This is a genomic window from Geodermatophilus sp. SMS 5-13 (assembly GCF_059428245.1).
Map to the genome: position 1 here is coordinate 5,511,617 of NZ_CP165729.1, position 23,880 is coordinate 5,535,496.

The 23,880-nt window shown below is 74.7% G+C and carries 30 protein-coding genes; 13 read left to right on the forward strand and 17 right to left on the reverse strand.

All coding sequences use genetic code 11. The features are described 5' to 3' along the window. The first annotated feature begins 27 nt into the window (after positions 1-27). Both AB3388_RS26760 and AB3388_RS26765 read left to right on the forward strand, forming a co-directional pair. Positions 28-675: a DUF4232 domain-containing protein gene (locus AB3388_RS26760; RefSeq protein WP_495408380.1), complete on the forward strand. Its 648-nt coding sequence runs from the start codon at positions 28-30 to the stop codon at positions 673-675. Between the two features lie 110 nt (positions 676-785). Next, positions 786-1,322, forward strand: coding sequence for a DUF4232 domain-containing protein (locus AB3388_RS26765; protein ID WP_495408381.1), 537 nt, complete (start codon positions 786-788; stop codon positions 1,320-1,322). Between the two features lie 2 nt (positions 1,323-1,324). On the opposite strand, the gene AB3388_RS26770 is transcribed toward AB3388_RS26765, so the two are convergent. The 8 genes from AB3388_RS26770 to AB3388_RS26805 all read right to left on the reverse strand — a co-directional run bounded on the left by AB3388_RS26770 (position 1,325) and on the right by AB3388_RS26805 (position 8,305). Next, positions 1,325-2,254: a sensor histidine kinase gene (locus AB3388_RS26770; RefSeq protein ID WP_495408382.1), complete on the reverse strand. Its 930-nt coding sequence runs from the start codon at positions 2,252-2,254 to the stop codon at positions 1,325-1,327. Between the two features lie 3 nt (positions 2,255-2,257). Further along, the gene (locus tag AB3388_RS26775) at positions 2,258-2,962 is read right to left on the reverse strand and encodes a response regulator transcription factor (protein ID WP_495408383.1); all 705 of its coding nucleotides are present in this window, start codon (positions 2,960-2,962) and stop codon (positions 2,258-2,260) included. 30 nt (positions 2,963-2,992) lie between these two features. Then, positions 2,993-3,673: an ATP-dependent Clp protease proteolytic subunit gene (locus AB3388_RS26780; protein ID WP_495408384.1), complete on the reverse strand. Its 681-nt coding sequence runs from the start codon at positions 3,671-3,673 to the stop codon at positions 2,993-2,995. Next, a complete protein-coding gene (locus tag AB3388_RS26785) occupies positions 3,670-3,939 on the reverse strand; it encodes a helix-turn-helix domain-containing protein (RefSeq protein ID WP_495408385.1) in 270 nt (89 codons plus the stop codon). The genes AB3388_RS26780 and AB3388_RS26785 overlap by 4 nt, the downstream gene beginning before the upstream one ends. 84 nt (positions 3,940-4,023) lie before the next feature. Further along, positions 4,024-5,145 carry an XdhC family protein gene (locus tag AB3388_RS26790; protein WP_495408386.1) on the reverse strand — a complete coding sequence of 374 codons (1,122 nt, stop codon included), beginning with the start codon at positions 5,143-5,145 and terminating at the stop codon, positions 4,024-4,026. Between the two features lie 62 nt (positions 5,146-5,207). After that, the gene (locus AB3388_RS26795; protein WP_495408387.1) at positions 5,208-6,323 is read right to left on the reverse strand and encodes a vWA domain-containing protein; all 1,116 of its coding nucleotides are present in this window, start codon (positions 6,321-6,323) and stop codon (positions 5,208-5,210) included. 55 nt (positions 6,324-6,378) lie between these two features. Beyond that, positions 6,379-7,296, reverse strand: a complete 918-nt coding sequence (locus tag AB3388_RS26800) for an AAA family ATPase (RefSeq protein ID WP_495408388.1) — start codon at positions 7,294-7,296, stop codon at positions 6,379-6,381. A gap of 103 nt (positions 7,297-7,399) precedes the next feature. Next, positions 7,400-8,305, reverse strand: a complete 906-nt coding sequence (locus tag AB3388_RS26805) for a DUF2382 domain-containing protein (protein WP_495408389.1) — start codon at positions 8,303-8,305, stop codon at positions 7,400-7,402. A gap of 315 nt (positions 8,306-8,620) precedes the next feature. On the opposite strand from AB3388_RS26805, the gene AB3388_RS26810 reads away from it, so the two are divergent. The 3 genes from AB3388_RS26810 to AB3388_RS26820 all read left to right on the forward strand — a co-directional run bounded on the left by AB3388_RS26810 (position 8,621) and on the right by AB3388_RS26820 (position 10,855). Beyond that, positions 8,621-9,430 carry a DUF3097 domain-containing protein gene (locus tag AB3388_RS26810; RefSeq protein WP_495408390.1) on the forward strand — a complete coding sequence of 270 codons (810 nt, stop codon included), beginning with the start codon at positions 8,621-8,623 and terminating at the stop codon, positions 9,428-9,430. Between the two features lie 129 nt (positions 9,431-9,559). Then, complete coding sequence (locus AB3388_RS26815) at positions 9,560-10,429, forward strand: hypothetical protein (protein ID WP_495408391.1); 870 nt, start codon at positions 9,560-9,562, stop codon at positions 10,427-10,429. A gap of 3 nt (positions 10,430-10,432) precedes the next feature. Then, on the forward strand, positions 10,433-10,855 hold the full coding sequence (locus AB3388_RS26820) for a GntR family transcriptional regulator (protein WP_495408392.1): 423 nt from the start codon (positions 10,433-10,435) through the stop codon (positions 10,853-10,855). Here the strand turns inward: AB3388_RS26820 and AB3388_RS26825 are convergent. The 3 genes from AB3388_RS26825 to AB3388_RS26835 form a co-directional block, all read right to left on the reverse strand. Further along, positions 10,842-11,678 (reverse strand): aldo/keto reductase, encoded by an 837-nt coding sequence (locus AB3388_RS26825; protein ID WP_495408393.1) that lies wholly within the window; start codon positions 11,676-11,678, stop codon positions 10,842-10,844. The genes AB3388_RS26820 and AB3388_RS26825 overlap by 14 nt on opposite strands. Positions 11,679-11,778: 100 nt before the next feature. After that, positions 11,779-12,645: a tryptophan 2,3-dioxygenase gene (locus AB3388_RS26830; RefSeq protein ID WP_495408394.1), complete on the reverse strand. Its 867-nt coding sequence runs from the start codon at positions 12,643-12,645 to the stop codon at positions 11,779-11,781. Positions 12,646-12,655: 10 nt separating this feature from the next. Beyond that, positions 12,656-13,903, reverse strand: a complete 1,248-nt coding sequence (locus AB3388_RS26835; RefSeq protein WP_495408395.1) for an MFS transporter — start codon at positions 13,901-13,903, stop codon at positions 12,656-12,658. 197 nt (positions 13,904-14,100) lie between these two features. Between AB3388_RS26835 and AB3388_RS26840 the strand changes: the two genes are divergently transcribed. The 6 genes from AB3388_RS26840 (at position 14,101) to AB3388_RS26865 (ending at position 18,019) form a co-directional block, all read left to right on the forward strand. Then, positions 14,101-14,982: a hypothetical protein gene (locus AB3388_RS26840; protein ID WP_495408396.1), complete on the forward strand. Its 882-nt coding sequence runs from the start codon at positions 14,101-14,103 to the stop codon at positions 14,980-14,982. Between the two features lie 149 nt (positions 14,983-15,131). Beyond that, a complete protein-coding gene (moaA, locus tag AB3388_RS26845; protein WP_495408397.1) occupies positions 15,132-16,181 on the forward strand; it encodes a GTP 3',8-cyclase MoaA in 1,050 nt (349 codons plus the stop codon). Beyond that, the gene (locus tag AB3388_RS26850) at positions 16,178-16,420 is read left to right on the forward strand and encodes a MoaD/ThiS family protein (protein WP_495408398.1); all 243 of its coding nucleotides are present in this window, start codon (positions 16,178-16,180) and stop codon (positions 16,418-16,420) included. Before moaA ends, AB3388_RS26850 begins: the two co-directional genes overlap by 4 nt. 4 nt (positions 16,421-16,424) lie before the next feature. Further along, on the forward strand, positions 16,425-16,631 hold the full coding sequence (locus AB3388_RS26855; protein WP_495408399.1) for a hypothetical protein: 207 nt from the start codon (positions 16,425-16,427) through the stop codon (positions 16,629-16,631). 22 nt (positions 16,632-16,653) lie between these two features. Further along, entirely contained in the window at positions 16,654-17,481 is an 828-nt protein-coding gene (locus AB3388_RS26860) for an SMP-30/gluconolactonase/LRE family protein (RefSeq protein WP_495408400.1), read from the forward strand. Between the two features lie 214 nt (positions 17,482-17,695). Beyond that, on the forward strand, positions 17,696-18,019 hold the full coding sequence (locus AB3388_RS26865; protein ID WP_495408401.1) for a hypothetical protein: 324 nt from the start codon (positions 17,696-17,698) through the stop codon (positions 18,017-18,019). 378 nt (positions 18,020-18,397) lie between these two features. Here AB3388_RS26865 and AB3388_RS26870 read toward each other — a convergent pair whose 3' ends face one another. From AB3388_RS26870 to modA, 5 genes are all read right to left on the reverse strand, one after another. Beyond that, positions 18,398-18,820: a molybdenum cofactor biosynthesis protein MoaE gene (locus tag AB3388_RS26870; RefSeq protein ID WP_495408402.1), complete on the reverse strand. Its 423-nt coding sequence runs from the start codon at positions 18,818-18,820 to the stop codon at positions 18,398-18,400. Positions 18,821-18,840: 20 nt separating this feature from the next. Then, positions 18,841-19,410, reverse strand: coding sequence for a nucleotidyltransferase family protein (locus AB3388_RS26875; protein WP_495408403.1), 570 nt, complete (start codon positions 19,408-19,410; stop codon positions 18,841-18,843). Between the two features lie 39 nt (positions 19,411-19,449). Next, the gene (locus tag AB3388_RS26880; protein ID WP_495408404.1) at positions 19,450-20,502 is read right to left on the reverse strand and encodes an ABC transporter ATP-binding protein; all 1,053 of its coding nucleotides are present in this window, start codon (positions 20,500-20,502) and stop codon (positions 19,450-19,452) included. Then, a complete protein-coding gene (locus tag AB3388_RS26885; RefSeq protein WP_495408405.1) occupies positions 20,499-21,263 on the reverse strand; it encodes an ABC transporter permease in 765 nt (254 codons plus the stop codon). The genes AB3388_RS26880 and AB3388_RS26885 overlap by 4 nt, the downstream gene beginning before the upstream one ends. Positions 21,264-21,364: 101 nt before the next feature. After that, positions 21,365-22,174, reverse strand: a complete 810-nt coding sequence (modA, locus tag AB3388_RS26890; RefSeq protein WP_495408406.1) for a molybdate ABC transporter substrate-binding protein — start codon at positions 22,172-22,174, stop codon at positions 21,365-21,367. A gap of 345 nt (positions 22,175-22,519) precedes the next feature. Here modA and AB3388_RS26895 point away from each other — a divergent pair, with 345 nt between their 5' ends. Then, on the forward strand, positions 22,520-22,690 hold the full coding sequence (locus AB3388_RS26895; protein WP_495408407.1) for a hypothetical protein: 171 nt from the start codon (positions 22,520-22,522) through the stop codon (positions 22,688-22,690). Positions 22,691-22,692: 2 nt separating this feature from the next. Here the strand turns inward: AB3388_RS26895 and AB3388_RS26900 are convergent, their stop codons facing one another. Beyond that, positions 22,693-23,088 carry a TOBE domain-containing protein gene (locus AB3388_RS26900; protein ID WP_495408408.1) on the reverse strand — a complete coding sequence of 132 codons (396 nt, stop codon included), beginning with the start codon at positions 23,086-23,088 and terminating at the stop codon, positions 22,693-22,695. Positions 23,089-23,231: 143 nt separating this feature from the next. Between AB3388_RS26900 and AB3388_RS26905 the strand changes: the two genes are divergently transcribed. Next, a complete protein-coding gene (locus tag AB3388_RS26905; protein ID WP_495408409.1) occupies positions 23,232-23,843 on the forward strand; it encodes a class I SAM-dependent methyltransferase in 612 nt (203 codons plus the stop codon). Positions 23,844-23,880: the final 37 nt, after the last annotated feature.

Below are 23,880 nucleotides of genomic sequence, written 5' to 3' on the forward strand. Positions count from 1 at the left end.
TCACCCGAAGTCTCTAGCGTGGGAGGGGTGAGGCACGCCTTGGGTCGGCTGCTCCTTGCGGCGTTCCTGCTGGTCGCCGTGGCCGGTTGCTCGTTCCGGGGTTCGATCACCGACGCCTACGGTTCCGGTTCGTCCTCCCGCAGGACGACGACCAGTACCAGCGCTGCGCCGTCGCCCTCCGCCGCCCCGGTGACCAGCGGCTCGTCGCCGACCGGGACCGTCCCGGCCGGCTCGACCACCTCGAGCGGAGCCGCGAGCATCGGCCGCTGCCACACCGCCGACCTGACCGGCAGCCTGCAGCCAGGCAGTCCCGGCGCCGGGCAGCGCTACGCCACGGTGGTCCTGCGCAACACCGGCGGCCGCACCTGCACGATCACGGGGTACGGCGGCATCGGGCTGACCGACGCCTCCGGCGCCGCGCTGCCCACCCACCAGGACCGCGTCTCCCCCGCCCCCACGACGGTGACGCTGAAGCCTGGTGACTCGGCGAGCTCACAGTTGCACTGGGGCGCCGTCCCGGGCACCGGCGACGCGGCGAGCGGGGACTGCCAGCCGAACCCCGCCGCGCTGCAGGTGATCCCGCCCGACGAGACCTCGCCGCTGTCGATCGCCTGGACCGAGGGGCCGGTCTGCGAGGCCGGCAGCATCGACCAGCAGCCGTACACCGCCGGCTGACCCGTGTCAGGCCCGGCACACGCCGTGTCGAACCCCGCACATCGGCGGCACCGTCGCGCCACACCGGCTTCCTAGCGTCGAGCACACACCGACGACCACGGGAGGCAGTGATGAACCTGCGAACGAAGCTGCGGGCGATCGGGCTGGCCGGCGCTGCGACGCTGGGCCTCGGGCTGATCACCGCGGCAGCGGTGCCCGCAGCCGGCGCGAGCAGCGCCACCCCGAGGTGCAGCACCGCCCAGCTGAGCGCGCGGCTGCTGCCGGGTTCCCCCGGCGCCGGCCAGCGGTACGCCACCGTCGTCCTGACCAATGCGAGCGGACGGACCTGCTCGGTGACCGGCTACGGCGGGCTCGCCCTGCTCGGCGCGCCCGGCCAGGGCGTGCCCACCGATCTGCGCCGCGTCGCCTCCCCGGCGCCGCACACCGTGACGCTCACGCCCGGCGCCTCCGCCCGCTCGCTGCTGCACTGGGCCTCGGTGCCGGCCGGCGGCGAGAACGGCGCGGCCTGCGAGCCGACGGCCACCGCCGTCGTCATCACGCCCCCGGACCGGACGACGGCGCTGCTGCGGCCGTGGTCGCTCGGGCCGGTCTGTCAGCACGGGCTGATCCAGCAGAACGCCTACGTCCCCGGCTCGGCGGCGTTCTGACCTCAGGTCTCACTCGGCCCGGCGGGCAGCCGGACCCGGACCACCGTGCCTCGGCCCACCCGGCTCTCCGCCGCGGCCGTGCCCCCGTGCCGCTCGACCACGGTGCGGACCAGCGAGAGGCCGAGGCCGCTGCCGGGGACGGTCCGGGAACGCGGGCTCCGGTACAGCTCCTCCCAGATGTGGGCCTCGTCGGCGGGCTCGATCCCGGAGCCGGTGTCGGCCACCTCGATCACGACGTCGCCGCCCGCCTCCCGGGCCCGCACCTCGACGCGGCCGCCGGCCGGCGTGAACTTCACCGCGTTGTCCAGCAGGTTGCCGACGACGAGCGACAGCAGTTCGGCGTCGCCGGGCACCTTGGGCAACGGCCAGGGGGCGTGGGGCAGGTCGAGGCTGATCTCCAGCCGGTCGGCGCCGGGCTGCTCGCGGGCGACGTCCACCGCCTCCTCCAGGAGCGCGGTCAGGTCGACCGGACGGCGGTCGAGCGACCCGCTCTCGACGTCGGCGATCTTGCGCAGGTCGGCGGTCAGCCGGGAGAGGCGCAGCACCTGCTCGTCGATGCTGCGGACGGCGGCCGCCCGGTCGGCGTCCGGCCCGGCCGCCGCGACGTTCGCCGCCGCGGCGCGCATGGCGGTGAGCGGGTTCTTCAGCTCGTGGTCGAGGCGGGAGAGCAGCAGCCGGCGGTCCCGGGCGTACGCGTCGGCCTGCTCCCGCAGCTGCCGGCGTGCGCGGCCCTCGCGGCGGCCGAAGATCGCGAGCCCTGCGCAGGCCAGCAGGCTGAGCAGGGCCCCGAGGGAGAGCAGCCAGTCGCCGCGGAACGCGCTGACGCTGATCAGCAGCCGGTCGTCGGGGATCCCGCCGGCCCGGGCCGCCACCCACAGCCCTGCGCCCGCCACCAGGGGGAGCAGGGCCAGGAGCCAGCGGAGCCGGCGCACGACTCAGACGCTCTCGACCCGGGCGGAGAACCGGTAGCCGAGGCCGGGCACCGTCGTGATCAGCTCGGGCGAGCCGGAGTCGCGCTCCAGCGCCCGCCGCAGCTCGGCCACGCGGGTGTCCACCGAGCGGGTGCTGCTCTGGTACGACCACCCCCAGACCGCCTCCAGCAGCCGCTCCCGCGTCATCACCTCGTCGGGATGGGTCATCAGGTACCCGAGCAGCACCGTCGCCCGCGGCGTCAGCGCCACCTCGCGGTCGGCCTTGAACACCCGCTGCGACGCCCGGTCCAGCACGACGTCGCCGCTGCGGAGTCGCTGGGCGCCGCGCAGCGAGGGGTCGTTGCGCCCGCCGCGGCGCAGCACCGCGCGGATGCGGGCGACCAGCTCGTACGGGTCGAACGGCTTGTTCAGGTAGTCGTCCGCGCCCTCTTCCAGGGCCATGGTCCGCTCGCCGGACTCGCCGACCTGGGTGAGCAGGATGATCGGCACCTGGCGCCGTTCGTGCCGGACCCGGCGCAGCACCTCGCGCCCGTCCATGCCGGGGAGCAGGACGTCGAGCACCACGAGGTCGGGGCTGACCGCCGGCAGCCGGGAGAGCGCCTCCTCCCCGTCGGAGGCGACGACCACCGAGAACCCGGCGCGCTTGAGGAACGGCGCGAGGTTGTCGGTGATCGCCGCCTCGTCGTCCACCAGGAGGATGGTCGTCACGGGCTCACATCGTCCCCCTGAACAGCCTTTTCAGGGGTCGATCAGGCCGTACTCCCGCGCCTCCTCGGTCGACAGGAGGCGCCCGGCGCGCATGTCGGCCGCGATCTGCTCGACGTCGCGGCCGCACGCCTCGGCGAGCCGCTCCTGCAGCCGGCGCAGCTGACGGGCGTGCTCGCGGGCCTCGAGCTCGACGTCCCGCCCGAGCCGGCCGCGCGGCGCCCTCGGCTCGACCAGCTGCACGAGCGCGTGCGCACCCAGGGCCCGCTGCGAGGCCACGGCGAGGACGGCGACGGCCGCGCCGCTGAGCGTGCCGAGGGAGGTGGCCTGCACCGGCACGCCCATGAGGTCGAGCGCGTCGACGAGGGTCAGCGCGGCGCCCAGGTCGGCGCTCACCCCCGAGAGACGCAGCCGCACGGGTTCGTCGCCGTTGGCGTCGAGCAGGGCCAGCTCGGCGACCGCGCGGTTCACGTCGTCGTCGTCCAGCCGGCCGGCGAGGGCGACGAGCCGCTGCTCGAGCAGCCGCTCGGCCAGCCAGTCCGACGGCCCCACGACGACCGACACCGAGGCCGACCCGGGCGCCGGCGGGCGCGGTTCGGGGCGCCACGGCGAGGGCTGCGGGTACTGCGGCGGCCGGGGCGGGAACGGCTCCGGCGGCGGTCCGGGCGGAACGGGCGGCCAGGTCGCGGACGGCGTGCCGGTGGGACGGGTCATGGCGACTCCTCGGAGGGGCGGATCTGCCAGTCGACGGTGCGGCCCAGCGCGGCCGCGTAGCGCTCCAGCGTCGACAGCCGGGCGTCGAGCTCCCCGCTCTCCAGGCGAGCGACCGCGGACTGCGACGTCCCCATGCGGGCCGCGATCTCGGTCTGGCTCAGCTCGCTCTCCCGGCGGGCGCGGACCAGCTCCTCGATCAGCTCGCGGCGGCGCTCCGAGCGGCCCTCCAGGCCGGGGAAGCGGCTGCGGCGCGGCGACGGCGGCATACCGGAAACGGTATACCTGCTCCGCTATGACGGAGACTTTCTCGGGCTCAAGTGCGGGGACTTGAGCCCGAAAAAGTCCCTGTGCTACCGCTCGGCGGTGCGGTGGATGGGGCCCTCCGTGCCGGTGAGCCGCTCGCCGGAGCCGCCCCAGCGGCCGGCGATGATCTCCGCGGCGATCGACACCGCGGTCTCCTCCGGCGTCCGCGCGCCGAGGTCCAGCCCGATCGGCGAGGACAGCCGTGCCAGCTCCTCCTTGGACAGCCCCGCCTCCTCGAGCCGGGCCAGCCGCTCGTCGTGCGTCCGCCGCGACCCCATCGCGCCCACGTAGGCGACCGGCAGCCGCAGCGCAACCTCCAGCAGCGGGACGTCGAACTTCGGGTCGTGGGTGAGCACGCACAGCACGGTGCGCCCGTCGATCCGGCCGGCGTCCACCTCGCCCTGCAGGTAGCGGTGCGGCCACTCGACGATCACCTCGTCGGCGTCCGGGAAGCGCTTCGGCGTGGCGAACACCGGGCGGGCGTCGCACACGGTCACCCGGTAGCCGAGGAACGAGCCGACCCGCGCGACGGCGGCGGCGAAGTCGATGGCGCCGAAGACGACCATCCGCGCCGGCGGGGCGAAGGAGTTCACGAACAGCTCGAGCTCGTCGCCGCGGCGCTCGCCGTCGTGGCCGAAGTGCAGCATCCCGGTACGGCCGGCGGCGAGCATGCCGCGCGCGTCGGCGGCGACGGCGTCGTCCATGCGCTGCAGGCCGAACGAACCGGACGCCCGGTCCGGCCAGAGCACCATCCGCCGGCCGAGGCGGTCTTCCGGGCCCTTCACGCAGGTGACGACGGCGACCGGCTCGTGCGCCGCCACCGACTCCGCGATCTCGCCCAGCTCCGGGAAGGACTCGCGCGACACCGGCTCGACGAACACGTCGAGGATCCCGCCGCAGGTCAGGCCCACCGCGAAGGCGTCGTCGTCGCTCACGCCGTAGCGCTGCAGCGAGACCTCGCCGGTCTCCACGGCGTCCTTGGCCTCCTCGTAGACCGCGCCCTCGACGCATCCGCCGGACACGCTGCCCACGGCGGTGCCGTCGGGGCCGACCAGCATCGAGGCGCCGGCGGGCCGCGGCGCCGAGCGCCAGGTGGCCACGACGGTGCCCATCCCCACGGTCTCCCCGGCCTGCCACCAGCCGACCAGGTCCTCGAGCACGTCACGCATTCCCAGATCCCTTCCGGAGGAGATTCGTCGGCGTAACCCCCACGAATCTCCTCCACAACGCCTCACGCACGCTGGATCACTCCCGACAGCTCCTCGAACGCGGCCAGGCTGTGCCCCGCGACGAACGAGTCGATCGACGGCAGCGCGGCCTGCATGCCGCCGGTCAGCGGCTCGTAGCCCTCCCGGCCCTTGTGCGGGTTCACCCACACCACCGCGTGGGCGAGCCGCCGCAGCCGGGCCATCTGGTCGGCCAGCAGCTCGGTGCCGCCGCGCTCCCAGCCGTCGCTGCAGATCACGACCACCGCCCCGCGGGCCATGCCGCGCTGGCCCCACCGGTCGAGGAACGCCTTGAGCACCTCGCCGAGCCGGGTGCCGCCGGACCAGTCGGGGATCGCCGAGCCGCTGGCGGCCAGCGCCTTGTCCGGGTCGCGCAGCCGCATCTCCCTGGTCACCCGGGTCAGCCGGGTGCCGATGGTGAACACCTCGGTGGACGACGGCCGGGCCCGCACCGCGGCGTGCGCGAAGCGCAGCAGCGCGTCGGCGTAGGGGCTCATCGACCCGGAGACGTCGACCAGCAGCACGACGCGCCGCGGGCGCGGGGCGGCGCGGCGGTGCAGCAGCCGGGTGACCTCGCCGCCGTCGCGCAGCGCCCGCCGCACGGTGCGGGCGGGGTGGACGGCGCCCAGCGGGCTCGGCCGCCGCCGGCGCGACGGCCGCATCGGGGTGGCCGGCCGCAGCAGGGTGAACAGCCGGCGCAGGTGCTCGCGCTCGGCGACGGTCAGCTCCGAGATGTCGCGGTGGCGCAGCACCTCGTCGGCGCTGGCCTGCACGGCGAGGTCCTGGCGGTCGGCGGACTCCTCCCCCTCGCCCGAGCCGGCGTCCAGCGGCGCCATGGCCGAGACGATCTGCCGCTCCGGCGGCGCGGACCGCGGCCGCCGCGGCGCCTCCCCGGCGAAGTAGGCGACGAACGCCGCGTCGTAGCGGTCGAGGTCGTCGGGGCCCGCGCACAGGGTCAGCCGGCCGGCCCAGTACACGTGCGTCGGGTCCAGGACGTCGAGCGAGCCGACGGCGGCCAGCATCGCCTCGACCCGGTCCGGTGAGGCGGCCACCCCCGCCGCGCGCAGCGTGCGCGCGAAGCCGAGGACGGTGTCGACGATGTCCCGGCGTCGTGCCGGCACGGCCCCGTCCGGAGGCTCGCCCCGAGCCTGCGAGGGGTGAGGGGGACGGAGTCCTTCAGCCACCGAAGAGCGCCCCGCGGACCTGCATCTGCACCCGCTCGGTGTCCTCCCGGTACTTCAGCACCGCGCCGAGCGTGCGGGCGGCGACGTCGGGGTCGAGGTCGCGGGCGCCGAGGGTGTGCAGCGCGGTGGCCCAGTCCATGGCCTCGGCGATGCCGGGCGGCTTGAGCAGGTCGAGGGTGCGCAGCTTCGCCGTCGCCCGGGCCACCTCGCGGGCCAGCTGCTCGGTCACCTCGGGCAGCCGGCGGCGCAGGATCGCCACCTCGCGGTCGAAGTCCGGGTGCTGCAGCCAGTGGTAGAGACAGCGGCGCTTGAGGGCGTCGTGCACCTCGCGGGTGCGGTTGGAGGTGAGGATGACCAGCGGCGGGGTCTGCGCGCGGACGGTGCCGAGCTCGGGGATGGAGATGGTGAAGTCCGAGAGCACCTCGAGCAGGAAGGCCTCGAACTCGTCGTCCGCGCGGTCCACCTCGTCGACCAGCAGCACGGACGGCGAGTCCTCCAGCGCCTGCAGCAGGGGGCGGGCGAGCAGGAACCGGCGGTCGTAGAGCGAGGCCTCGAGCGCCTCGGGGTTGTCGTTGGCGTGCGCGGCCTCGGCGGCGCGCAGGTGCAGCAGCTGGCGGCCGAAGTCCCAGTCGTAGAGCGCCTGGCTGGCCTCCAGGCCCTCGTAGCACTGCAGCCGGTAGATCGGCCGCTGGGTGACCTCGGCCAGCGCATGGGCCAGCGCGGTCTTGCCGACGCCGGCCTCGCCCTCCAGGAACAGCGGCCGGTGCATCACCAGCGCCAGGTACGCGGCGGTGGCCAGCCCCTCGTCCGGCAGGTAGCCCGTGGCCTCCAGCGCCGCGGCCAGCTTCTCGGGGCTGGACAGGTCAGAGGGCAGATCGGCCTCGGCGGTCGGGAGGGTGGGCTCGGTCACGCCCCCGAGCATCCCACCCGCACGTGGAAACGGTGACCGGCCGAGTCCTGTCCTCGGCCGGTCACCGTCGTCGGCGGCCCCGCGCGGCTACGCGGGGGTTGCGTCAGATACGCCGGTCGGTGTCGCCGTCGACCTGGATCTGCTCCTTGCGCAGGTCGGCGGAGACGGTCTCCTCGTCGGTCACGGTCTCCTTGTCCAGGCGGACCCGCTCGACCGGGACGGCCTCCTTGTCCACGACCGGCCGCTCGGCGCGGAGGGTGACCTCGTGCTCCTCCTCGCTGATGGCCGGGCCGTCCAAGGCGGCGCCGACGTTGGCGTCGGTGATCGGCTCGCGCTCGACCCGGACCTCCTCGCGCGCGACCGGCACCGTCTCGGTGACGTTCTCGCTGACCACGTACTTGCGCAGCCGGGCGCGGCCGACCTCCTCGGAGCGGGTGTCCACGTTCAGCCGCTCCTCGGAGCGGGTCATGGCGTCGTCGGTGGTCGGGCCGGAGGTGTCACGGCCGACGGTGCCCGGGGCATCGGTGTCGGTGTGGCCCGCCCGCCCGGTGTCGGTGTCCGTGTAGCCGGAGCGCCCGGTGTCGGTGTCGGTCAGCCCGGTCGTGGCCATGCCGGTCGTCGAGTCGGTCGTCGTGTCGGCCGTCGAGTAGGACGTCGTGTCCGTCGTCCGGTAGCCGTCCCGGCCGTTCCCCGACGTGGCGTCCAGGTCGTAGTAGCGGTAGAGCTCCTGCTCCTCCCGCGGCGACAGGTGGCCGTCGGCGTCGATCTTCGGCGCGTCCTTGACCCGGTCCTTGCTCACCGGTACGCGCAGGCCGTCGTCGGTCAGGTCGGCGTCCCGGATCGGAACGAAGGATTCCTTCGTGCCGAAGAGCCCGGTGCGCACCGTGACCCATTCCGGCTGGCCGCTCTCGTCGTCGAGGTAGACCTCGGAGGCCGAGCCGATCTTCTGGCCGGACTCGTCGTAGACGTCCTTGCCGATCACGCGGCTGATGGTCTCGGTGCCGATCATCGTCGTTCTCGCTCCCATCCGAGCAGGGGTTCACGGTCACTCGAATGGGTGACCGGAGCAGGCGGTGCGAAACGGTCCCGTCCAGGACAAATCCCGATCCGAGAGGCGCGGACGGCGGGGGGCTCACGTCGGGATGGCGGCGTCCGCTGGAACGTTTCTGCAGGTCGGCGGGCGATTCTGTGGTGTGCCATCCGATTGCCGACGCCCGGCCGAGGGCCGACAGCCTCAGGTCGAGCGGGGCCGGCCCGGGCGTGTCGTGCCCCCTCCCCGGCGCGTCGCCGGGACGTCGGGGCCGCTGCTGCTCAGCATGGTCGGGTGCCTCCCCGCTCGCCGTACGACAACCTCGTCCACCCCCGCACCGTCAAGAAGCCGGTCCCGCAGATCGCCGCGGAGCGCGACCTCGTGGTCGAGGACCCGAGCAGCGGGTTCGTCGGCGCGGTCGTGCGGTGCGAGAAGGACGTCGTCCACCTCGAGGACCGATTCGGCAAGGTCCGCGCCTACCCCCTCGGCCCCGGTTTCTGGGTCGACGGCCGGCCGGTGGTGCTGGTCCGCCCCCGGCCGACGGCCCCCGCCGCACCGACCCGCAGCGCCTCGGGGTCGACCTACGTCGCCGGCGCCCGCGCGCGGGTGGCCCGCGAGGGCCGCATCTACGTCGAGGGCAAGCACGACGCCGAACTGGTCGAGAAGGTCTGGGGCCACGACATGCGCATCGAGGGCGTCGTCGTGGAGCCGCTGCACGGTGTCGACGACCTGCCGTCGATCGTCCGGGACTTCCGCCCGGGCGCCGGGCGGCGGCTCGGCGTCCTCGTCGACCACCTGGTCCGCGGGTCGAAGGAGTCGCGGATCGCCGAGCAGGTCACCGGTGAGCACGCGCTCGTCGTCGGCCACCCGTTCATCGACATCTGGCAGGCGGTCAAGCCGTCCGTCGTCGGCATCAAGGCCTGGCCGGTGGTCCCGAAGGGCGAGTCCTGGAAGGAGGGCGTCTGCCGCCGGCTGGGCTGGGAGGACGACACCGGCTACGTCTGGGCGCAGCGGATCCTCGCCCGCGTGACGACGTGGACCGACCTGGAGCCGACCCTGATCGGCCGGGTCGAGGAGCTCATCGACTTCGTCACGACGGATTGAGAAAGGACCCCGTCCTCCTCACCCCTCGCAAGCTCGGGGAGCCTCTGGACGGGCCAGGGGCTTGCCTGCTCCGGAGCGTCCTGTCATTGTGTCAATCGCTTGATGCATTGACTCAATGAGGAGGGCGGCGTGGCAGGCCTGCCGGCGGTGGTGGTGCTCGCACTCGTGGGAATCGTCGGCCTGGCGGTGACCATGGGCGGTCGCCCCGGGCCGAGTCCGGAGGCGGCGGTCGCCGCGGCCCGCCGGCACGCGCTCGTCGTCTCGATCGCCGCCGTCGTGGTGGGTCTCGTCGTCGTCGCCTGGCTGCTGGTCGCCGCGGCGGACCCGGGGCACGGCTTCCCGGGCTCGATCAGCGACGCGGCCGCGTTCGCGCCGCTGGCCTTCGCCGTCGCGCACACCGTCGTCCTGGCCGTCGGCGAGCTGACCTGGCCGCGGCCGACCGGCTCCGTCCGCCGCGCCCGTCTGGTGCGGCGGCGGCTGGCCGATCTGGTGCCGCGCCGCCTGCTCCGGCTCACCCTGGCCGCGACGGGCGTGCTGGTCGCCCTGCTGGCGCTCGGCGCCCTGCTCAGCGCCCCCGACGGGCGGAGCATCACCGCCACCGACGGTCCCCTCACCAGGACCAGGAGCCCGTGGCCAGGCCCTCACTACGGCGGCGTCCTGACGACGGAACTGGTGCTGCTGGCTGTCGCGGTCGCGGTCGCGCTGTGGCTCGTGGTCAACCGGCCGGCGGTCGCGACGGACGACGAGCGCATCGAGACGGCGCTGCGCGGGGCCTCGGCGCACCGGGTGCTGCGCGGGCCCGGCGCCGCGCTGCTGGTCCTCGCCGGACCGGTGCTCGCGATGACCGGCAGCGGGCTGACCGCCGTCGGGTGGACCCCCCTGCTGCTGAGCACGGTCTGCGGCCTCGTCGGGCTCGTACTGCAGCTGGCCGGCCTGGTGGTGCTGTGCTGGCCGGCGCCGCGGGTGCCCGCGGCGGAGCCCGTCGCCGCCGGGAGCTGAGTCGTGGCACTGGACATCGCGGTCGACGTCGACAGCCCGGTTCCGCCCTACGAGCAGATCCGCCGGCAGATCGCGGCGTTCGTGCAGGGCGGCCTGCTGGCCCCCGGCGCCCGCCTGCCGACGATGCGCGCGCTCGCCGCCGACCTCGGCGTCGCCGTCGGAACCGTCGCGCGCGCCTACGGGGAGCTGGAGGACGGCGGCGTGGTCACCAGCCGGCGCCGGACCGGCACCGTCGTCGCCGATCGTCCATCCCCTGCCCGAGCGGACGACCCGGTCCGGCGGGCGGCCGCGGAGCTGGCGCGGGTCGCCCACGATCAGGGGCTGGACGAGGAAGCCGTCGTCGCCCTCGTCCGCGCCGCCCTGGTCCGCACCGAGACTGGACATCGGCGTAACACCGACGAATCCACTCCGCTCAGTCGGGGATGAAGGCGAAGGTGTCCGGGTCCGGGCCGGTGCGCTCGCCCCGGTCGAGCCCGGACAGCACGGCCATCTGCGACTCGTCGAGCTCGAAGTCGAAGATCGCGAAGTTCTCCTCGACCCGGCTGCGGGTGACCGACTTCGGGAAGACGACGTCGCCGCGCTGGATGTGCCAGCGCAGCGTCACCTGCGCCGGGGTGCGGCCGACCTGCTCGGCGACCGCCCGGATCGCCGGGTCGTCGTTCACCTTGCCCCGGGCGATCGGCGACCAGGCCTCGGTGACGATCTCGTGGTCGGCGTTGAACGCGCGGACCTCGTCCTGGGTCAGGTACGGCTGCACCTCGACCTGGTTGACCGCGGGGCGCAGCTCCGAGGCAGCGAGCACGTCGCGCAGGTGCTGCGGCTGGAAGTTGGAGACGCCGACCGCGCGCACCCGGCCGCCGGCGTAGATCTCCTCCATGACCGTCCAGCGCTTGACGTAGTCCGCCAGGGTGGGCAGCGGCCAGTGGATGAGCAGCAGGTCCAGCCGGTCGAAGCCGAGGTCGGCCAGGCTCTGGTCGAACGAGCGCAGCATCTCGTCGCGCTCGCGCCACTTGTTGCTCACCTTGGAGGTCACGAAGACCTCGTCCCGCGGGATGCCGGAACGCCGGATGGCCTCGCCGACCTCCTTCTCGTTGCCGTACATCTGCGCGGTGTCGATGTGGCGGTAGCCGACCTCGAGCGCGGCCAGGGTGGCGTCCACGGTCTGGTCGGGCGGCACCTGGAAGACGCCGAAGCCCAGCTGGGGGATCTCCACGCCGTTGTTCAGGCGGACGGTGGGCACGGATGCCACGGGGATTCCTCTCGTTCGTCGTCAGGGGAGGGGCGGCGCCGTCGTCGGCACGCTCGGCCCCCTCGCCGCCTACCCGGCGGGCTGCGGCTCAACCCGCCGATCAGATCGCGGTCCGCGCCGCCCACAGGTCCGGGAAGACGGGGCGGGCGGCGCTGCGCTCGAGCCAGGCCAGCCCGGCCGAGCCGCCAGTGCCGGGCTTGTCGCCCATGGCGCGGCGCACCGCGGTCACGTGCCGCTGCCGCCAGGTCGTGAACTCCTCCGCGACGTCGGTCAGCGCCTCGCCCAGCACGAACAGTTCGTTGCCGGGGCGGGGGTCGCGGTAGACGTCGGCCCAGAGCGCGGTGACCGCCGGGTGCGCCTCGTGGGTCACCGTGCGGTCGCGGGTCAGCACCTCGGCCGGCACCGGCCGGCCGTGCCGGGCGAGGAAGGCGAGGACGTCGTCCTCCAGCGAGGGGCCGGCCAGCGCGCGCAGCAGGTCGGCGTGCACCGCCGGCAGCGCGCGGTGCGGCCGGACGACGGACTCCGCCTTGAGCCCCAGCAGGAACTCCACGTGCCGGTACTCGTAGGACTGGAACCCGGAGGCCTCGCCGAGCTGCTCGCGGAAGGCGTTGAACTCCGCCGGCGTCAGCCACAGCAGCGAGCCCCACGACGCGTTCAGCGACCGCAGGTGGTGCACCGAGCGCTGGATCGCGGCGACCGCGCCGTCCAGGTCGTCGATCCGCAGCCGCCGCTGGGCGAGCTCCCACTCGCGGCGCAGGAGGATGAACCACAGCTCCATGACCTGCGTGACCACCAGGAACGCCGGCTCCGCCGGGGAGCCGGTGACCGGGCGCACCAGGGCCTGCAGCTGGCGTACGCCGACGTACTGCTCGTACGGCGTGACCTCGGCGAACTCGACGATCGGCTCGGCCGGCCCGCCGTCGCCGACGGCCTGGGCGGCCTGCCCGTGCAGCCGTCGGGTGCTCACCGGGGCAGCATCACCCTCCGCTCCCGGCGGCCGGAAGGGGCTCCGGCACCGGGTCAGCCGTCCGGGTGCGCAGCAGCGGCGCCCCGGCGAGCGCGAGGACGCCGGCCAGCCCCGCCGCCATCGCCGGGACGGCGAACGCGGTCTCCGCGCCCCAGGCGTCCACGGCGGCGCCCGCGACCGCCGACCCCGCGGTGACGCCGAGGGTCAGCCCGGTCGTCGTCCAGGACAGCGCCTCGGTGAGCGCCGCCCGCGGCACCCGCGACTCGACCAGCGACGTGCCCGACACGAGCACCGGCGCGATCGACAGGCCCGAGAGGAACGCCACGGGGAGCAGCACGGCGAGCGAGTCCACGCCGAGCAGCAGCTGGACGGCGACGGCGAAGAACACCGCGCAGCCGATGTAGCGGGCGGCCAGCGAGCCGGGCAGCCGGACGACGCCGTAGACCAGGCCGGCCACCAGGCTGCCGCAGGCGAAGAGGGCCAGCCCGGCGCCGGCCATGACCGGCGCGCCCTCCTCCTGGGCGAAGCCGACGACGACGACGTCCACCGCGCCGAACACCGTGCCGATCGCGAGGTAGACGACGCCGACGACCAGCACGGCCGGGCTCAGCAGCGCGGCGCGCCGCGACGGGCCGCTGGGGTCGACGGCCTGCACCGGCGGCTCGGTGGTGCGCAGCCCGGCCAGCCAGAGCCCGCCGACGACGCCGAAGAGCAGGCCGGCGAGGAAGCCGGCCGACGGGGTGATCGCCGTGGCCAGCACCGTGACCAGCGGCGGGCCGATGACGAACACGACCTCGTCGACCACCGACTCGAACGCGAAGGCGGTCTGCCGGCTCGGGCCGTCCAGGACGGCGGCCCAGCGGGCCCGGACCATCGCCCCGATGTTCGGCTCGGTAGCGCCGGTCAGGCCGGCGAGGAGGAACCACAGCCAGTGCGGCCCGCCGGCCAGGACGGAAATGGTGAAGGCGACCCCGCTGACCAGGTAGGCCGCGACCGCCAGCCGGAGGACCGACCCCTGGCCGCGGCGGTCCATCAGCCGCGCCCACTGCGGGCTGGCGAAGGAGAAGACCAGCGCCAGCGTCCCGGACAGCGCGCCGGCCACGCCGTAGCTGCCGGTCTCGCCGGCGACCATGAGCACGGTGCCGAGGCCGACCATCGGCATGGGGAGGCGGGCCAGCCAGCCCGCGAGGGAGAACGCCACGGCTCCGGGGACGTCGAACAACCGGGCGTAGGGGCTGAAGACGGTGCGGGGCGACACGGTTCTCTCGCGCTTCCTGGCCACAGGCGAGTGCGGGGAATGCCCCGCCGGACTCTCGGGCGGCGAACCGACGGTAGCAACGACCCCCGACGCTGGCCGCCGATTTTGCGCGCCGCTCGGCGCGGTCTGCTTGAAGCGTCATGCATTCTCTGTAACCTCGCGCACACTTTCCGCTACCAGCCGCGAAGGACCCGCCTGTGCCCCGCACGCGCCGCCTCCCCGCCCCGCTCCGCGCTCTGCTCGTCGCCGTCCTGGCGCTGACCGTCCTGCTGCCGGGGGGTGTCGCCGCCGCGAAGGGCGGGGACGACACCGGCGACGACTCCGGCGGAGGCGGCACGAGCGCCACGGCCGGCGACTTCGCCGTCACGGTCAACGGCCGCAGCTACAACCCGGCGGCCGGCCGCGACACCCGGCTGCAGGACGTCGTCCCCACCGGCCCGATCGCCGTCCGCGGCCGCCACGTGACCTTCACGATCGACCCGGCCACGCTGGGCGTGTACGACTACGCGCTGACCGGTGCCCCGGACCCGCAGCGCATGGTCACCGCGCCGACCGTCGTCTTCGCCTCGAAGGTCCCCGTGCTCACCGCCGCCCAGCGCTCGGGCGTGCGCCTCGCGGACCTGCGGCTGCGCGACGACGCGCTCGTCGCCGAGTTCTCGACCGCGGCCGGCACGCTCAAGATCCAGGCGAAGGACGGGCCGCAGGGCGGGCTGTTCCAGATGGAGCAGGAGTTCGGCACCGCGGTGGAGTTCGTCCACACCCTCGGCAGCGGGCTGTTCTACTTCGTCAACCCGTTCACCGGGAAGGTCAACTTCGGCGACGGCGTGAGCGGGGACGGCACGCACCAGATGCTGCTCGGCAAGGACAGCCCGCAGGTGGCCACCAAGCTCTTCCAGGACGGGACGACGACCCGCTGGTCGGTGACCTCCGGCGGCCGCCTGGGCGGCGTGCTCGGCGAGGACGCGATCGAGCTGTCCGCCGGCGCGACCAACTGCACGAGCGACTGCCAGGCGCAGAACCAGATCCGCGGCTCGCTCCCGGTGCCGCCGGACCCGGTCGACCCGGCGCCCATCGGCTGACCCCTCCCCTGCCGGATGCAACGTCCGTGCAGCGCTCGATCCCGCATCCGCGGTTCCCCGCTCACCAGGGAGCCGCGGATGCGGCGTCTCCGGGGTCGTGATCGCCGAACTCGGCGACGGCGTCGGCGCTCGCTATTACATTCGCGGGCGTGACCGCCACTTCGCTGCCCGACCCCTGGGTGCGCCCAGCCGACGGCGTCCCGGGCAGCGGCGGCCTGGTGGACCGGCACGGCCGGGTCGCCACCGACCTGCGGGTGTCGCTGACCGACCGCTGCAACCTGCGCTGCACCTACTGCATGCCGCCGGAGGGGCTGCCCTGGCTGCCGAAGCAGGAGGTGCTCACCGACGACGAGATCAACCGGCTGATCCGGATCGGCGTCGAGCAGCTGGGCATCCGCGAGGTCCGCTTCACCGGCGGGGAGCCGCTGCTGCGCCCCGGCCTGGTCGGCCTGGTGCAGGCGGCCACCGCGCTGGAGCCGCGGCCCGAGGTCAGCCTCACCACCAACGCGATCGGGCTGACCCGCGTGGCGCCCGCGCTGGCCGAGGCCGGGCTGGACCGCATCAACGTCAGCCTCGACACCGTCGACCGCGACCGGTTCAAGCAGCTGACCCACCGCGACCGGCTGGACGACGTGTTGGAGGGCCTGGCCGCGGCGCAGGCGGCGGGCCTGACCCCGGTCAAGGTCAACGCCGTCCTGCTGCACGGCCTGAACGAGCAGGACGCCGTCCCGCTGCTGGACTTCTGCCTCGGGCACGGCTACCAGCTGCGCTTCATCGAGCAGATGCCGCTCGACGCCCACCACGCCTGGACCCGCGGCCGGATGGTCACCGCCGAGGACATCCTGGCGACGCTGTCGGCGGCCTACACCCTGACGCCGGACGACGAGGAGCGCGGCTCCGCCCCCGCCGAGCGGTGGCTGGTCGACGGCGGGCCGGCGACCGTGGGGATCATCGCCTCGGTGACCCGCTCGTTCTGCGGGGCGTGCGACCGCACCCGGCTGACCGCCGACGGCCAGGTGCGCAACTGCCTGTTCGCCCGCGAGGAGTCCGACCTGCGCACGCCGATGCGCGAGGGCGCGACCGACGCGGAGCTGGCCGACCGCTGGCGGATCGCCACGCTGGGCAAGCTGCCCGGCCACGGCATCGACGACCCGAGCTTCCTGCAGCCGTCGCGGCCGATGTCGGCCATCGGCGGATGAGCATCACCGTCCGGTACTTCGCCGGCGCGCGGGCGGCCGCGGGCGTCGAGACCGAGACCCGCGACGCCGCCACGCTCGACGAGCTGGTCGGCCAGATCGTGGGTGAGCACGGCGAGAAGCTGGGGCGGGTGCTGACCGCCTGCTCCTTCCTGGTCGACGGAACCACCACCCGTGACAAGTCGTTGGCGCTGGCACCCGGGGCCGTCGTCGATGTGCTGCCCCCGTTCGCGGGAGGATGACCGCATGAGCGTCTGGGGCAGGGCGAAGGCCAAGTGGGACGAGCTGCTCGGCCGCGCCGAGCAGATCTACGGGGAGTCGCACGGGGACGCCGCCGCTGAGCTGCACGGCGAGGCCGTCCGCCTGGAGGGCGAGGTCGAGGAGGAGCGCGAGGAGGCCGAGGAGGCCGCCGAGCGACGATCCGACGACGACGGCCTGGCCGGCGCCCGCTGACCCGGCGGTGCGCGCGGAGCAGGTGACCGACCCGGTCGCCTACCACGGCGAGGGGCCGGTCTGGTCGCCGCGCTGGGGCGGGCTGCGGTGGGTCGACATGCTCGCCGGCGACGTCCTCTCCCTCGGCGACGGCATGGTGAGCCGCCGGCACGTGGGCGACGTCGCGGCGGCGCTGCGGCCCCGGCGGGACGGCGGCGCGGTCATCGGCGTCGAGCGCGGGTTCGCCCTCGAGGACGCCGACGGCACCGTCACGACCCTGCCGCCCGTGTGGTCGGACCCGGGCGTGCGCATGAACGAGGGCGGCTGCGACCCCGACGGCCGCTTCTGGTGCGGCTCCATGGCCTACGACCAGCGGCCGGGCGCGGCGAGCCTCTACCGGCTGGACCCCGACGGCACGGTCGCGGTCGCCTTCGGCGGCGTGACGATCTCCAACGGCCTCGACTGGAGCCCGGACGGGTCGCTCGCCTACTACGACGACACCCCGACCCACCAGATCGCCGTCTTCGACTACTCGACCGACGGCGGCCTGACCGGCCGGCGCACCTTCGTGCAGCTCGGTGACGACGAGAACCCCGACGGGCTCACCGTCGACGCCGAGGGCGGGGTGTGGGTGGCCCTGTACGGGGCCGGCGTCGTTCGCCGGTACACCCCCGACGGCCGGCTGGACGGCGTCGTCGAGGTCGCCGCGGCGAAGGTGACCGCCTGCACGTTCGGCGGCCCGCGGCTGGACCGGCTCTACATCACGACGTCCCGGGAGAACCTGCCGCCGGGCCAGGACCCGCTGGCCGGCGCCCTGTTCGCCGTCGATCCCGGCGTGGCCGGCCAGCCCGTGCGCGAGTTCGCCGGCTGACCGGCCGGCCCGGCGTCGCGCCTCGCGATCGAGCCCGCGCGGAGCGCGGCGCCACTCCGCGGGACCGGAGCATCCGGGTGCGGGACACCGCCCGGGCGGGCAGCCTCGCTCCTGACGTTGCAGCGTCGCGTCGTCGCCGTGGCCCGGATCCGGGCCGCCCGCGCCGGTCCGTCGGGCCGGTGCCCCTTCCCGACCGAGCCCTGCGGAGACACCCATGACTCGATCCGACGACCGGACCACCATCGAACTGCGCGAGAACGGGCGCATGCTCGCCGCCGCCGACGTCCGGCCCGACGAGGAGCCGGGCGTGGTGCGCTCGGCCCTGCACGTGGAGGCCGGTCAGCTGCCCGAGGGCACCCGCACCCGCCTCGTCGACGCCGTCCTGGAGTCGCCGCAGGTGGACGGGGCCGAGCGGCTGGTGGCCACGATGCCCATCAGCGACACCGAGATGCTCGACCGGGTCCGCGAGCGCGCCGACGACGTGCAGGCCCGGGCCGCGGGCGCCACCAAGATCGTGGAGGCGCGGCTCGAGCACTGACGCTCAGGGGCAGGTCGGTTCGGCAGCAGACCCGGTCGGCTCGGTTCGGCAGCCCCTCCCGCTACGCGGGCAGCACCTGCGTGGACAACGACGCCGCGGTGCGCGCGGCGAAGGAGCGGCTGCGGCGGCACGAGCAGCGGCTGCAGGCCGCCGTCCGGCAGCTGGCGCAGCGCACCGCCCTGGGCCGGCCGGGCGGCGCCGTGCGGCTGCCGCCGGCGCCGCTGCCAGCGATGCGGAGGCGGCTACGCCACGGAGCACGAGCGGGTGATGAAGCGCCGCCATGGGTTCCGCGGCCCCGCCGGCCCGACCGGGCTGACGCACGGGGGCAGGGCATGACGGCCGCGCGACTTGCGCACATCCATCACCCTGCTGCCGAACCTAGGGGCAGGCGACCCACTCCTCCTCGCCGTCGGTGAAGACCTGCCGCTTCCAGATCGGCAGCCGCTTCTTCACCTCGTCGACGAGGTCGGCGCAGGCGGTGAACGCCTCGCCGCGGTGGGCCGCGCTCACCGCGGCCGCCAGGGCGACGTCGCCGATGCCGAGCATCCCGATCCGGTGGGAGACCGCGACGGCGATCAGCCCGGGGCGGGCGGCGAACTCGGCGGCGATCTCGGCGATCACGTCCGAGGCCGTGGGGTGGCCGACGTACTCGAGCTCGGTCACCGAACGCCCGCCGTCGTGGTCGCGGACGACGCCGGCGAACGAGACGACCGCGCCGGCGGCCTTGTCGGCGACGGCGTCCTCGTGCTGCTGGACCGACAGCGGCTCGTCGACGACCCGGGCGATCTGCGGGGAGCTCACGCCCGGCAAGGTACCCCCCGCTACGCCGGCGGGACGTCGAGATCGGCGGGGTCCGCGAGCCCCGTGCAGTCGACCTCGGTGACGTCATGCGCGGCGAGGTACCGGCGGGCGCCCTCGTCGCCGGTGGCGGTCTCCGCGACCCCGGCCCAGTGCTCGCGGCCGAGCAGCACCGGGTGGCCGCGGACGCCGTCGTAGGTGGCGACGGCGAGCGCGCCGGGGCCCGCGTGCTCGGCCATCCGGGCCAGCGCGGCCGGCGTCATGCCCGGCATGTCGACCAGCGTGACGAGAGCTGCGTCGATCCGCCCGGGCCACGCGCGCAGCCCGTCCAGGCCGGTGCGCAGCGAGGACGCCATGCCGGTCTCCCACTCCTTGTTCGCCAGCACGGTGGCGCCGTCCAGGTCGGCCTGCCGCCAGACGTCGACCGCCCGGGCGCCGAGGACGACGAGCACCGGGTCGCAGACCGCCCGCGCCGTCCGGACCGCCCGCTCGACCAGCAGGCTGCCGTCGTACTCCACCAGGGCCTTGGGCATGCCGTAGCGGCGGCCGCCCCCGGCGGCGAGGACGACGGCGGCGACGTTCGACCGGCTCACGCATCCCTCCAGGGCCAAAATGGCCATTTTGGCCCCTACTCAGCGGGCATAGACGGCGACCTCGGAGGCCTTGACCGTCGCCCACACCTGCACCCCCGGCGCCAGGCCGAGCTCGGCGAACGCGGTCGCGGTGACGTCGGCGATCAGCGGCACCTCGCCGTCGAGCTCGCAGCGGACCGTCGCCCCGTGCGGGGTGGCACCGGTGAGGTGCGCCGGCCAGACGTTGCGCGGGCTGCCCTCGGGCCGGGTGAGGTACAGCGCGACCGACTCCGGGCGGACGGCGACGAACACCGGCCCGGCCGTCTCCTCGGCGACGGCCACGCGACCGCCGCCGTCCAGCCGCACCGTCGTCCCCTCGCCGGCGCCCGGCAGCAGGGAGAGCCCGACGAGCCGCGCGACGTAGTCGGTGCGCGGCTGACGGGCCACCTGGGCCGGGGTGCCCGCCTGGACGACCCGGCCGCCTTCGACCACGATCACCCGGTCGGCCAGCGCCATCGCGTCCACCGGGTCGTGGCTGACCAGGACGGTGCTCCCGCCGAAGTCGGCGAGGTGCCGACGCAACTCGGCGCGCACGGTCAGCCGGGTCCGGGCGTCGAGGGCGGCGAGCGGCTCGTCGAGCAGGAGCAGCGCCGGGTCGGTGACGAGGGCGCGCGCCAGCGCCGTCCGCTGGGCCTGGCCGCCGGAGAGCTGGCCGGGCCGCCGGTCGGCGAGGTCGCCGAGCCCCACCCGCTCCAGCCACGCGGCGGCCCGGGTGCGGGCCTCGGCGTGCGGGATCCCCCGCGTGCGCAGCCCGAACGCGACGTTCTCCAGCGCGGAGAGGTGCGGGAAGAGCAGGTAGTCCTGGAACACCATGCCCAGCCGGCGGCGGTGCGGGGGCACGCGCACGTCGGCGGCGACGTCGTCCCACACGTCGCCGTCCACGACCACCCGGCCGCCCTCCGGCGGTAGCAGGCCGGCGAGCACCCGCAGCACCGTGGACTTGCCCGAGCCGTTGGGGCCGAGGACGGCGAGCACCTCGCCGTGGGCGACGTCCAGGTCGATGTCGACGGTGAACGCGCCTCGCCGCACGCGGATCGAGGCGAGGAGCGTCATGCCGCGGCGGCCCGGCCGAGCCAGCGTTCGCGGAGCAGCAGCAGGGTGGTCAGCGAGACGACCAGCAGGACCAGGGAGAGCACGATCGCCGCGTCGGGGTCGCTCTGCAGGGCGAGGTAGACGGCCAGCGGCATCGTCTGGGTGGTCCCCGGGAAGTTGCCGGCAAAGGTGATGGTCGCGCCGAACTCACCGAGGGCGCGGGCCCAGCAGAGCACCGCGCCCGCCGCGACGCCGGGTGCGATGAGCGGGAGCGTCACCCGCCGGAACGTCGTCCACCGGTCGGCGCCCAGGGTCGCGGCGGCCTCCTCGAACCGGGCGTCGGCGGCGCGCAGCGCCCCCTCGACGCTGATCACGAGGAACGGCATCGCGACGAACGTCTCGGCGATGACCACGGCGGTGGTGGTGAACGGGATCGTGATGCCGGTCGTCTCGAACAGCCACTGCCCGACGATGCCGCGGCGGCCGAGGACCAGGAAGAGCGCGACCCCGCCGACGACCGGCGGCAGCACGAGCGGAACGGTGACCAGCGCGCGCAGGACGGCCCGGCCGCGGATGGTGCTGCGGGCGAGCACCCAGGCCAGCGGCACCCCGAGGACGAGCGAGATGCCGGTGGCCAGGGTCGCGGAGACGAGGCTCAGCCGCAGCGCCTGACGGACCTCCGGCTGGGTCAGGTGGGAAACCAGCTGGGACCAGGGGGCACGGATCACCAGGCCGAGCAGCGGCAGCACCAGGAAGAGAACGCCGATGGCCGCGGGAACCATCAGGGGCCACGGAACGCCGCCGCCGTCCCGCCGCCGACGGGTGCGGGGGACGGCGGCAGTGCTCGAGTCGACCGTCACGGGCAGCAGCAGACCACAGCCGGTCAGGAGCTGGGCGCGCGGAAGCCGGCGTCCTCCAGCGCCTGCTGCCCGTCGTCGGAGTTCACCAGGTCGACGAACGCCTGCGCCGCGTCCGGGTCGGCCGCGTCCTTCAGCGTGCAGATCGGGTACTTGTTGATCGCCTGCTCGGCCTCGGGGAACTCGATGCCCTCGACCTGGTCGCCCGCGGCGATGACGTCGGTCGTGTAGACCAGCGCGGCGTCGACCTCCCCGAGCTGCACCTTGGTCAGCGCCGCCTTGACGTCCTCCTCCTGCGTGTCCGGCCGCGCGTCGACGCCGGCCGCCGCGAAGACCTGTTCCGCCGCCGCGCCGCACGGCACCTCGGGTGCGCAGACGGCGAGGGTGAGGTCGGGGTCGGCGAAGTCCTGGATGCCGGTGATGTCAGCCGGGTTGCCCTCGGGGACGGCGATCTCCAGCACGTTCTCGGTGAAGATCGTCGGGTCCGTGGCGTTCAGCCCGGCATCGGTGACGGCCTTCATCTGCGCCTCGTTGGCGCTGGCGAAGACGTCCGCCGGCGCCCCCTCGGTGATCTGGGTGGCCAGCGCCGAGCTGCCGGCGAAGTTGAACGTGATCTTCAGGTCGGGGTTGTCGGCCATCAGCTGGTCCCCGAGGTCGGTGAAGACGTCGGTCAGCGAGGCGGCGGCGAACACGGTCACCGGGCCGGAGAGCCCTCCCCCGGACGACGTCGCCGCGGACGGGGACGTCGCCGCGGAGTCGTCCGACGAGGAGCCGCCGCAGGCGGTGAGCGCGAACAGGGCGGCAGCGGGCAGCGCGAGCAGCGATCGGGTCCTCATCCGGTCCTCCACGTCGCCGGCGCCGGCCGTGTCGCGGCGCCGCGTCTGCGGATCAAGAGACCAGATCATCACGTAGTTGCGCAAGGCGGATCGGCACTACAGTCCGCATTCGCGTATCCCGCCCGGCTTGTCGAGGATTCGTGCGCCTGTCGACCCGCAACCAGCCGTCCGGCGCCGTCGCCGCCATCACTCCCGGTTCGGTCATGAGCACCGTCAAGTAGAAGGACCCCTCCTCCCCACTCTTCGCACGCTCGGGGCGGGACCCGGGAGGGGACCGATCTCCATGGCCGACGCGGTCGTCGTCCTCGTGAAGTCCACCGAGGTGATGCTCGGCGTCGAGGACTGATGAAGGACAGCAACCCGGATCCCCGGACCTGGGCTGACGGGATGAGCACCGAGGTTGCGGCGGAGGAGCTCGCGGAGGTCGTCACGGGCTTTCCGTTCGCCCATCTGCTCACGCTCGGTTCGTATGCGTCGGACTGCGCGGAGCTGCTCGCCCGGCCGGCGGGTGCCTGACGTCAGGCGACGTCGACGCTGACCTGGGTGGCCTTCACCGTCGCCACCGCACGCACGCCGACCTCGAGCCCCAGCTCGTCGGCGGCCTCCCGGGACATCAGCGACACGACGCGGAACGGGCCGGCCTGGATCTCGACCTGGGCCATCACCGTGTCCCGGACGACGCGGGTGACGATGCCGGTGAGCCGGTTGCGGGCCGACGACGACCGGGTCGTGCCGGGCTCGGGAGGCTCGTGCAGGTGCGCGGCGACGCGGGCCAGCTCGCTGCCGTCGACGACGGCCGGGCCGTTTCCCTCGCGCCGCGCCGGCAGCCGGCCGCTGTCGATCCAGCGGCGCACCGTGTCGTCGCTGACCCCGAGCAGCTCCGCCGCCTCGGCGATCCGGTAGGAGGCGGCCACGGGAGGAATCTAGCGGGGGCCGGCGCGGACGTGCCGACCGCGACCGCCACGGTGGCGGTCTGGGACGGCGACCGCATCCTGGTGTGCATGACGCGAACGGCCGTGCGCAGCCACCTGGCCGCGCTGAGCGCGCTGGAGGATCCGTGAGCACCCCGGACCCACCGCGCGAGCCGCGTGGCACCGTCGCGTTCTTCGCCGAGCGGGCACAGCGGTGGGAGGAGCGCTTCCCCGAGGACGGCCCGCTGTTCGACGCGGCGGTCCGGGCGCTGGCGCTGCCGCGCGGGGGCGCCGTCCTCGACGTCGGCTGCGGCACCGGACGCGGGCTGCCGCCGCTGCGCGCCGCGGTCGGCCCGGACGGGCGGGTGGTCGGCCTCGACCTCACGCCCGAGATGCTCGCGGAGGCCGACCGCCGGGGCCGCCGCGCGCACGCCTCGCTCGTCGTCGGCGACGCTCAGGACCTCCCGTTCGCGACCGCCGCGTTCGACGCCTGCCTCGCGGCCGGCCTGATCTCCCACCTCCGCGACCCGCGGCGCGGCCTGCGCGAGCTCGCGCGGGTCTGCCGGCCGGGGGCCACGCTGGCCGTCTTCCACCCCGTCGGCCGTGCGACGCTCGCCGAACGGCACGGGCGGACCGTGGATCCCGAGGACATCCGGTCCGAGCCGCGCATCCGCGACGCGCTGGCGGCGAGCGGCTGGACGTGCACCTCCGTCGACGACGGGGAGCAGCGGTACCTGGTCCTCGCCGTCCGCCGCTGACCTGTGGACGCGCGCCGGTCGTCCACAGGAGGTTCCT

Coding starts and splice junctions, on each gene's coding strand:
- AB3388_RS26765 (WP_495408381.1), top strand. CDS start 786: ATGAACCTGCGAACGAAGCTGCGGGCGATCGGGCTGGCCGGCGCTGCG.
- AB3388_RS26780 (WP_495408384.1), bottom strand. CDS start 3,673: ATGACCCGTCCCACCGGCACGCCGTCCGCGACCTGGCCGCCCGTTCCG.
- AB3388_RS26785 (WP_495408385.1), bottom strand. CDS start 3,939: ATGCCGCCGTCGCCGCGCCGCAGCCGCTTCCCCGGCCTGGAGGGCCGC.
- AB3388_RS26790 (WP_495408386.1), bottom strand. CDS start 5,145: ATGCGTGACGTGCTCGAGGACCTGGTCGGCTGGTGGCAGGCCGGGGAG.
- AB3388_RS26805 (WP_495408389.1), bottom strand. CDS start 8,305: ATGATCGGCACCGAGACCATCAGCCGCGTGATCGGCAAGGACGTCTAC.
- AB3388_RS26850 (WP_495408398.1), top strand. CDS start 16,178: ATGAGCATCACCGTCCGGTACTTCGCCGGCGCGCGGGCGGCCGCGGGC.
- AB3388_RS26855 (WP_495408399.1), top strand. CDS start 16,425: ATGAGCGTCTGGGGCAGGGCGAAGGCCAAGTGGGACGAGCTGCTCGGC.
- AB3388_RS26865 (WP_495408401.1), top strand. CDS start 17,696: ATGACTCGATCCGACGACCGGACCACCATCGAACTGCGCGAGAACGGG.
- AB3388_RS26880 (WP_495408404.1), bottom strand. CDS start 20,502: ATGACGCTCCTCGCCTCGATCCGCGTGCGGCGAGGCGCGTTCACCGTC.
- AB3388_RS26885 (WP_495408405.1), bottom strand. CDS start 21,263: ATGGTTCCCGCGGCCATCGGCGTTCTCTTCCTGGTGCTGCCGCTGCTC.
- modA (WP_495408406.1), bottom strand. CDS start 22,174: ATGAGGACCCGATCGCTGCTCGCGCTGCCCGCTGCCGCCCTGTTCGCG.
- AB3388_RS26895 (WP_495408407.1), top strand. CDS start 22,520: ATGAAGGACAGCAACCCGGATCCCCGGACCTGGGCTGACGGGATGAGC.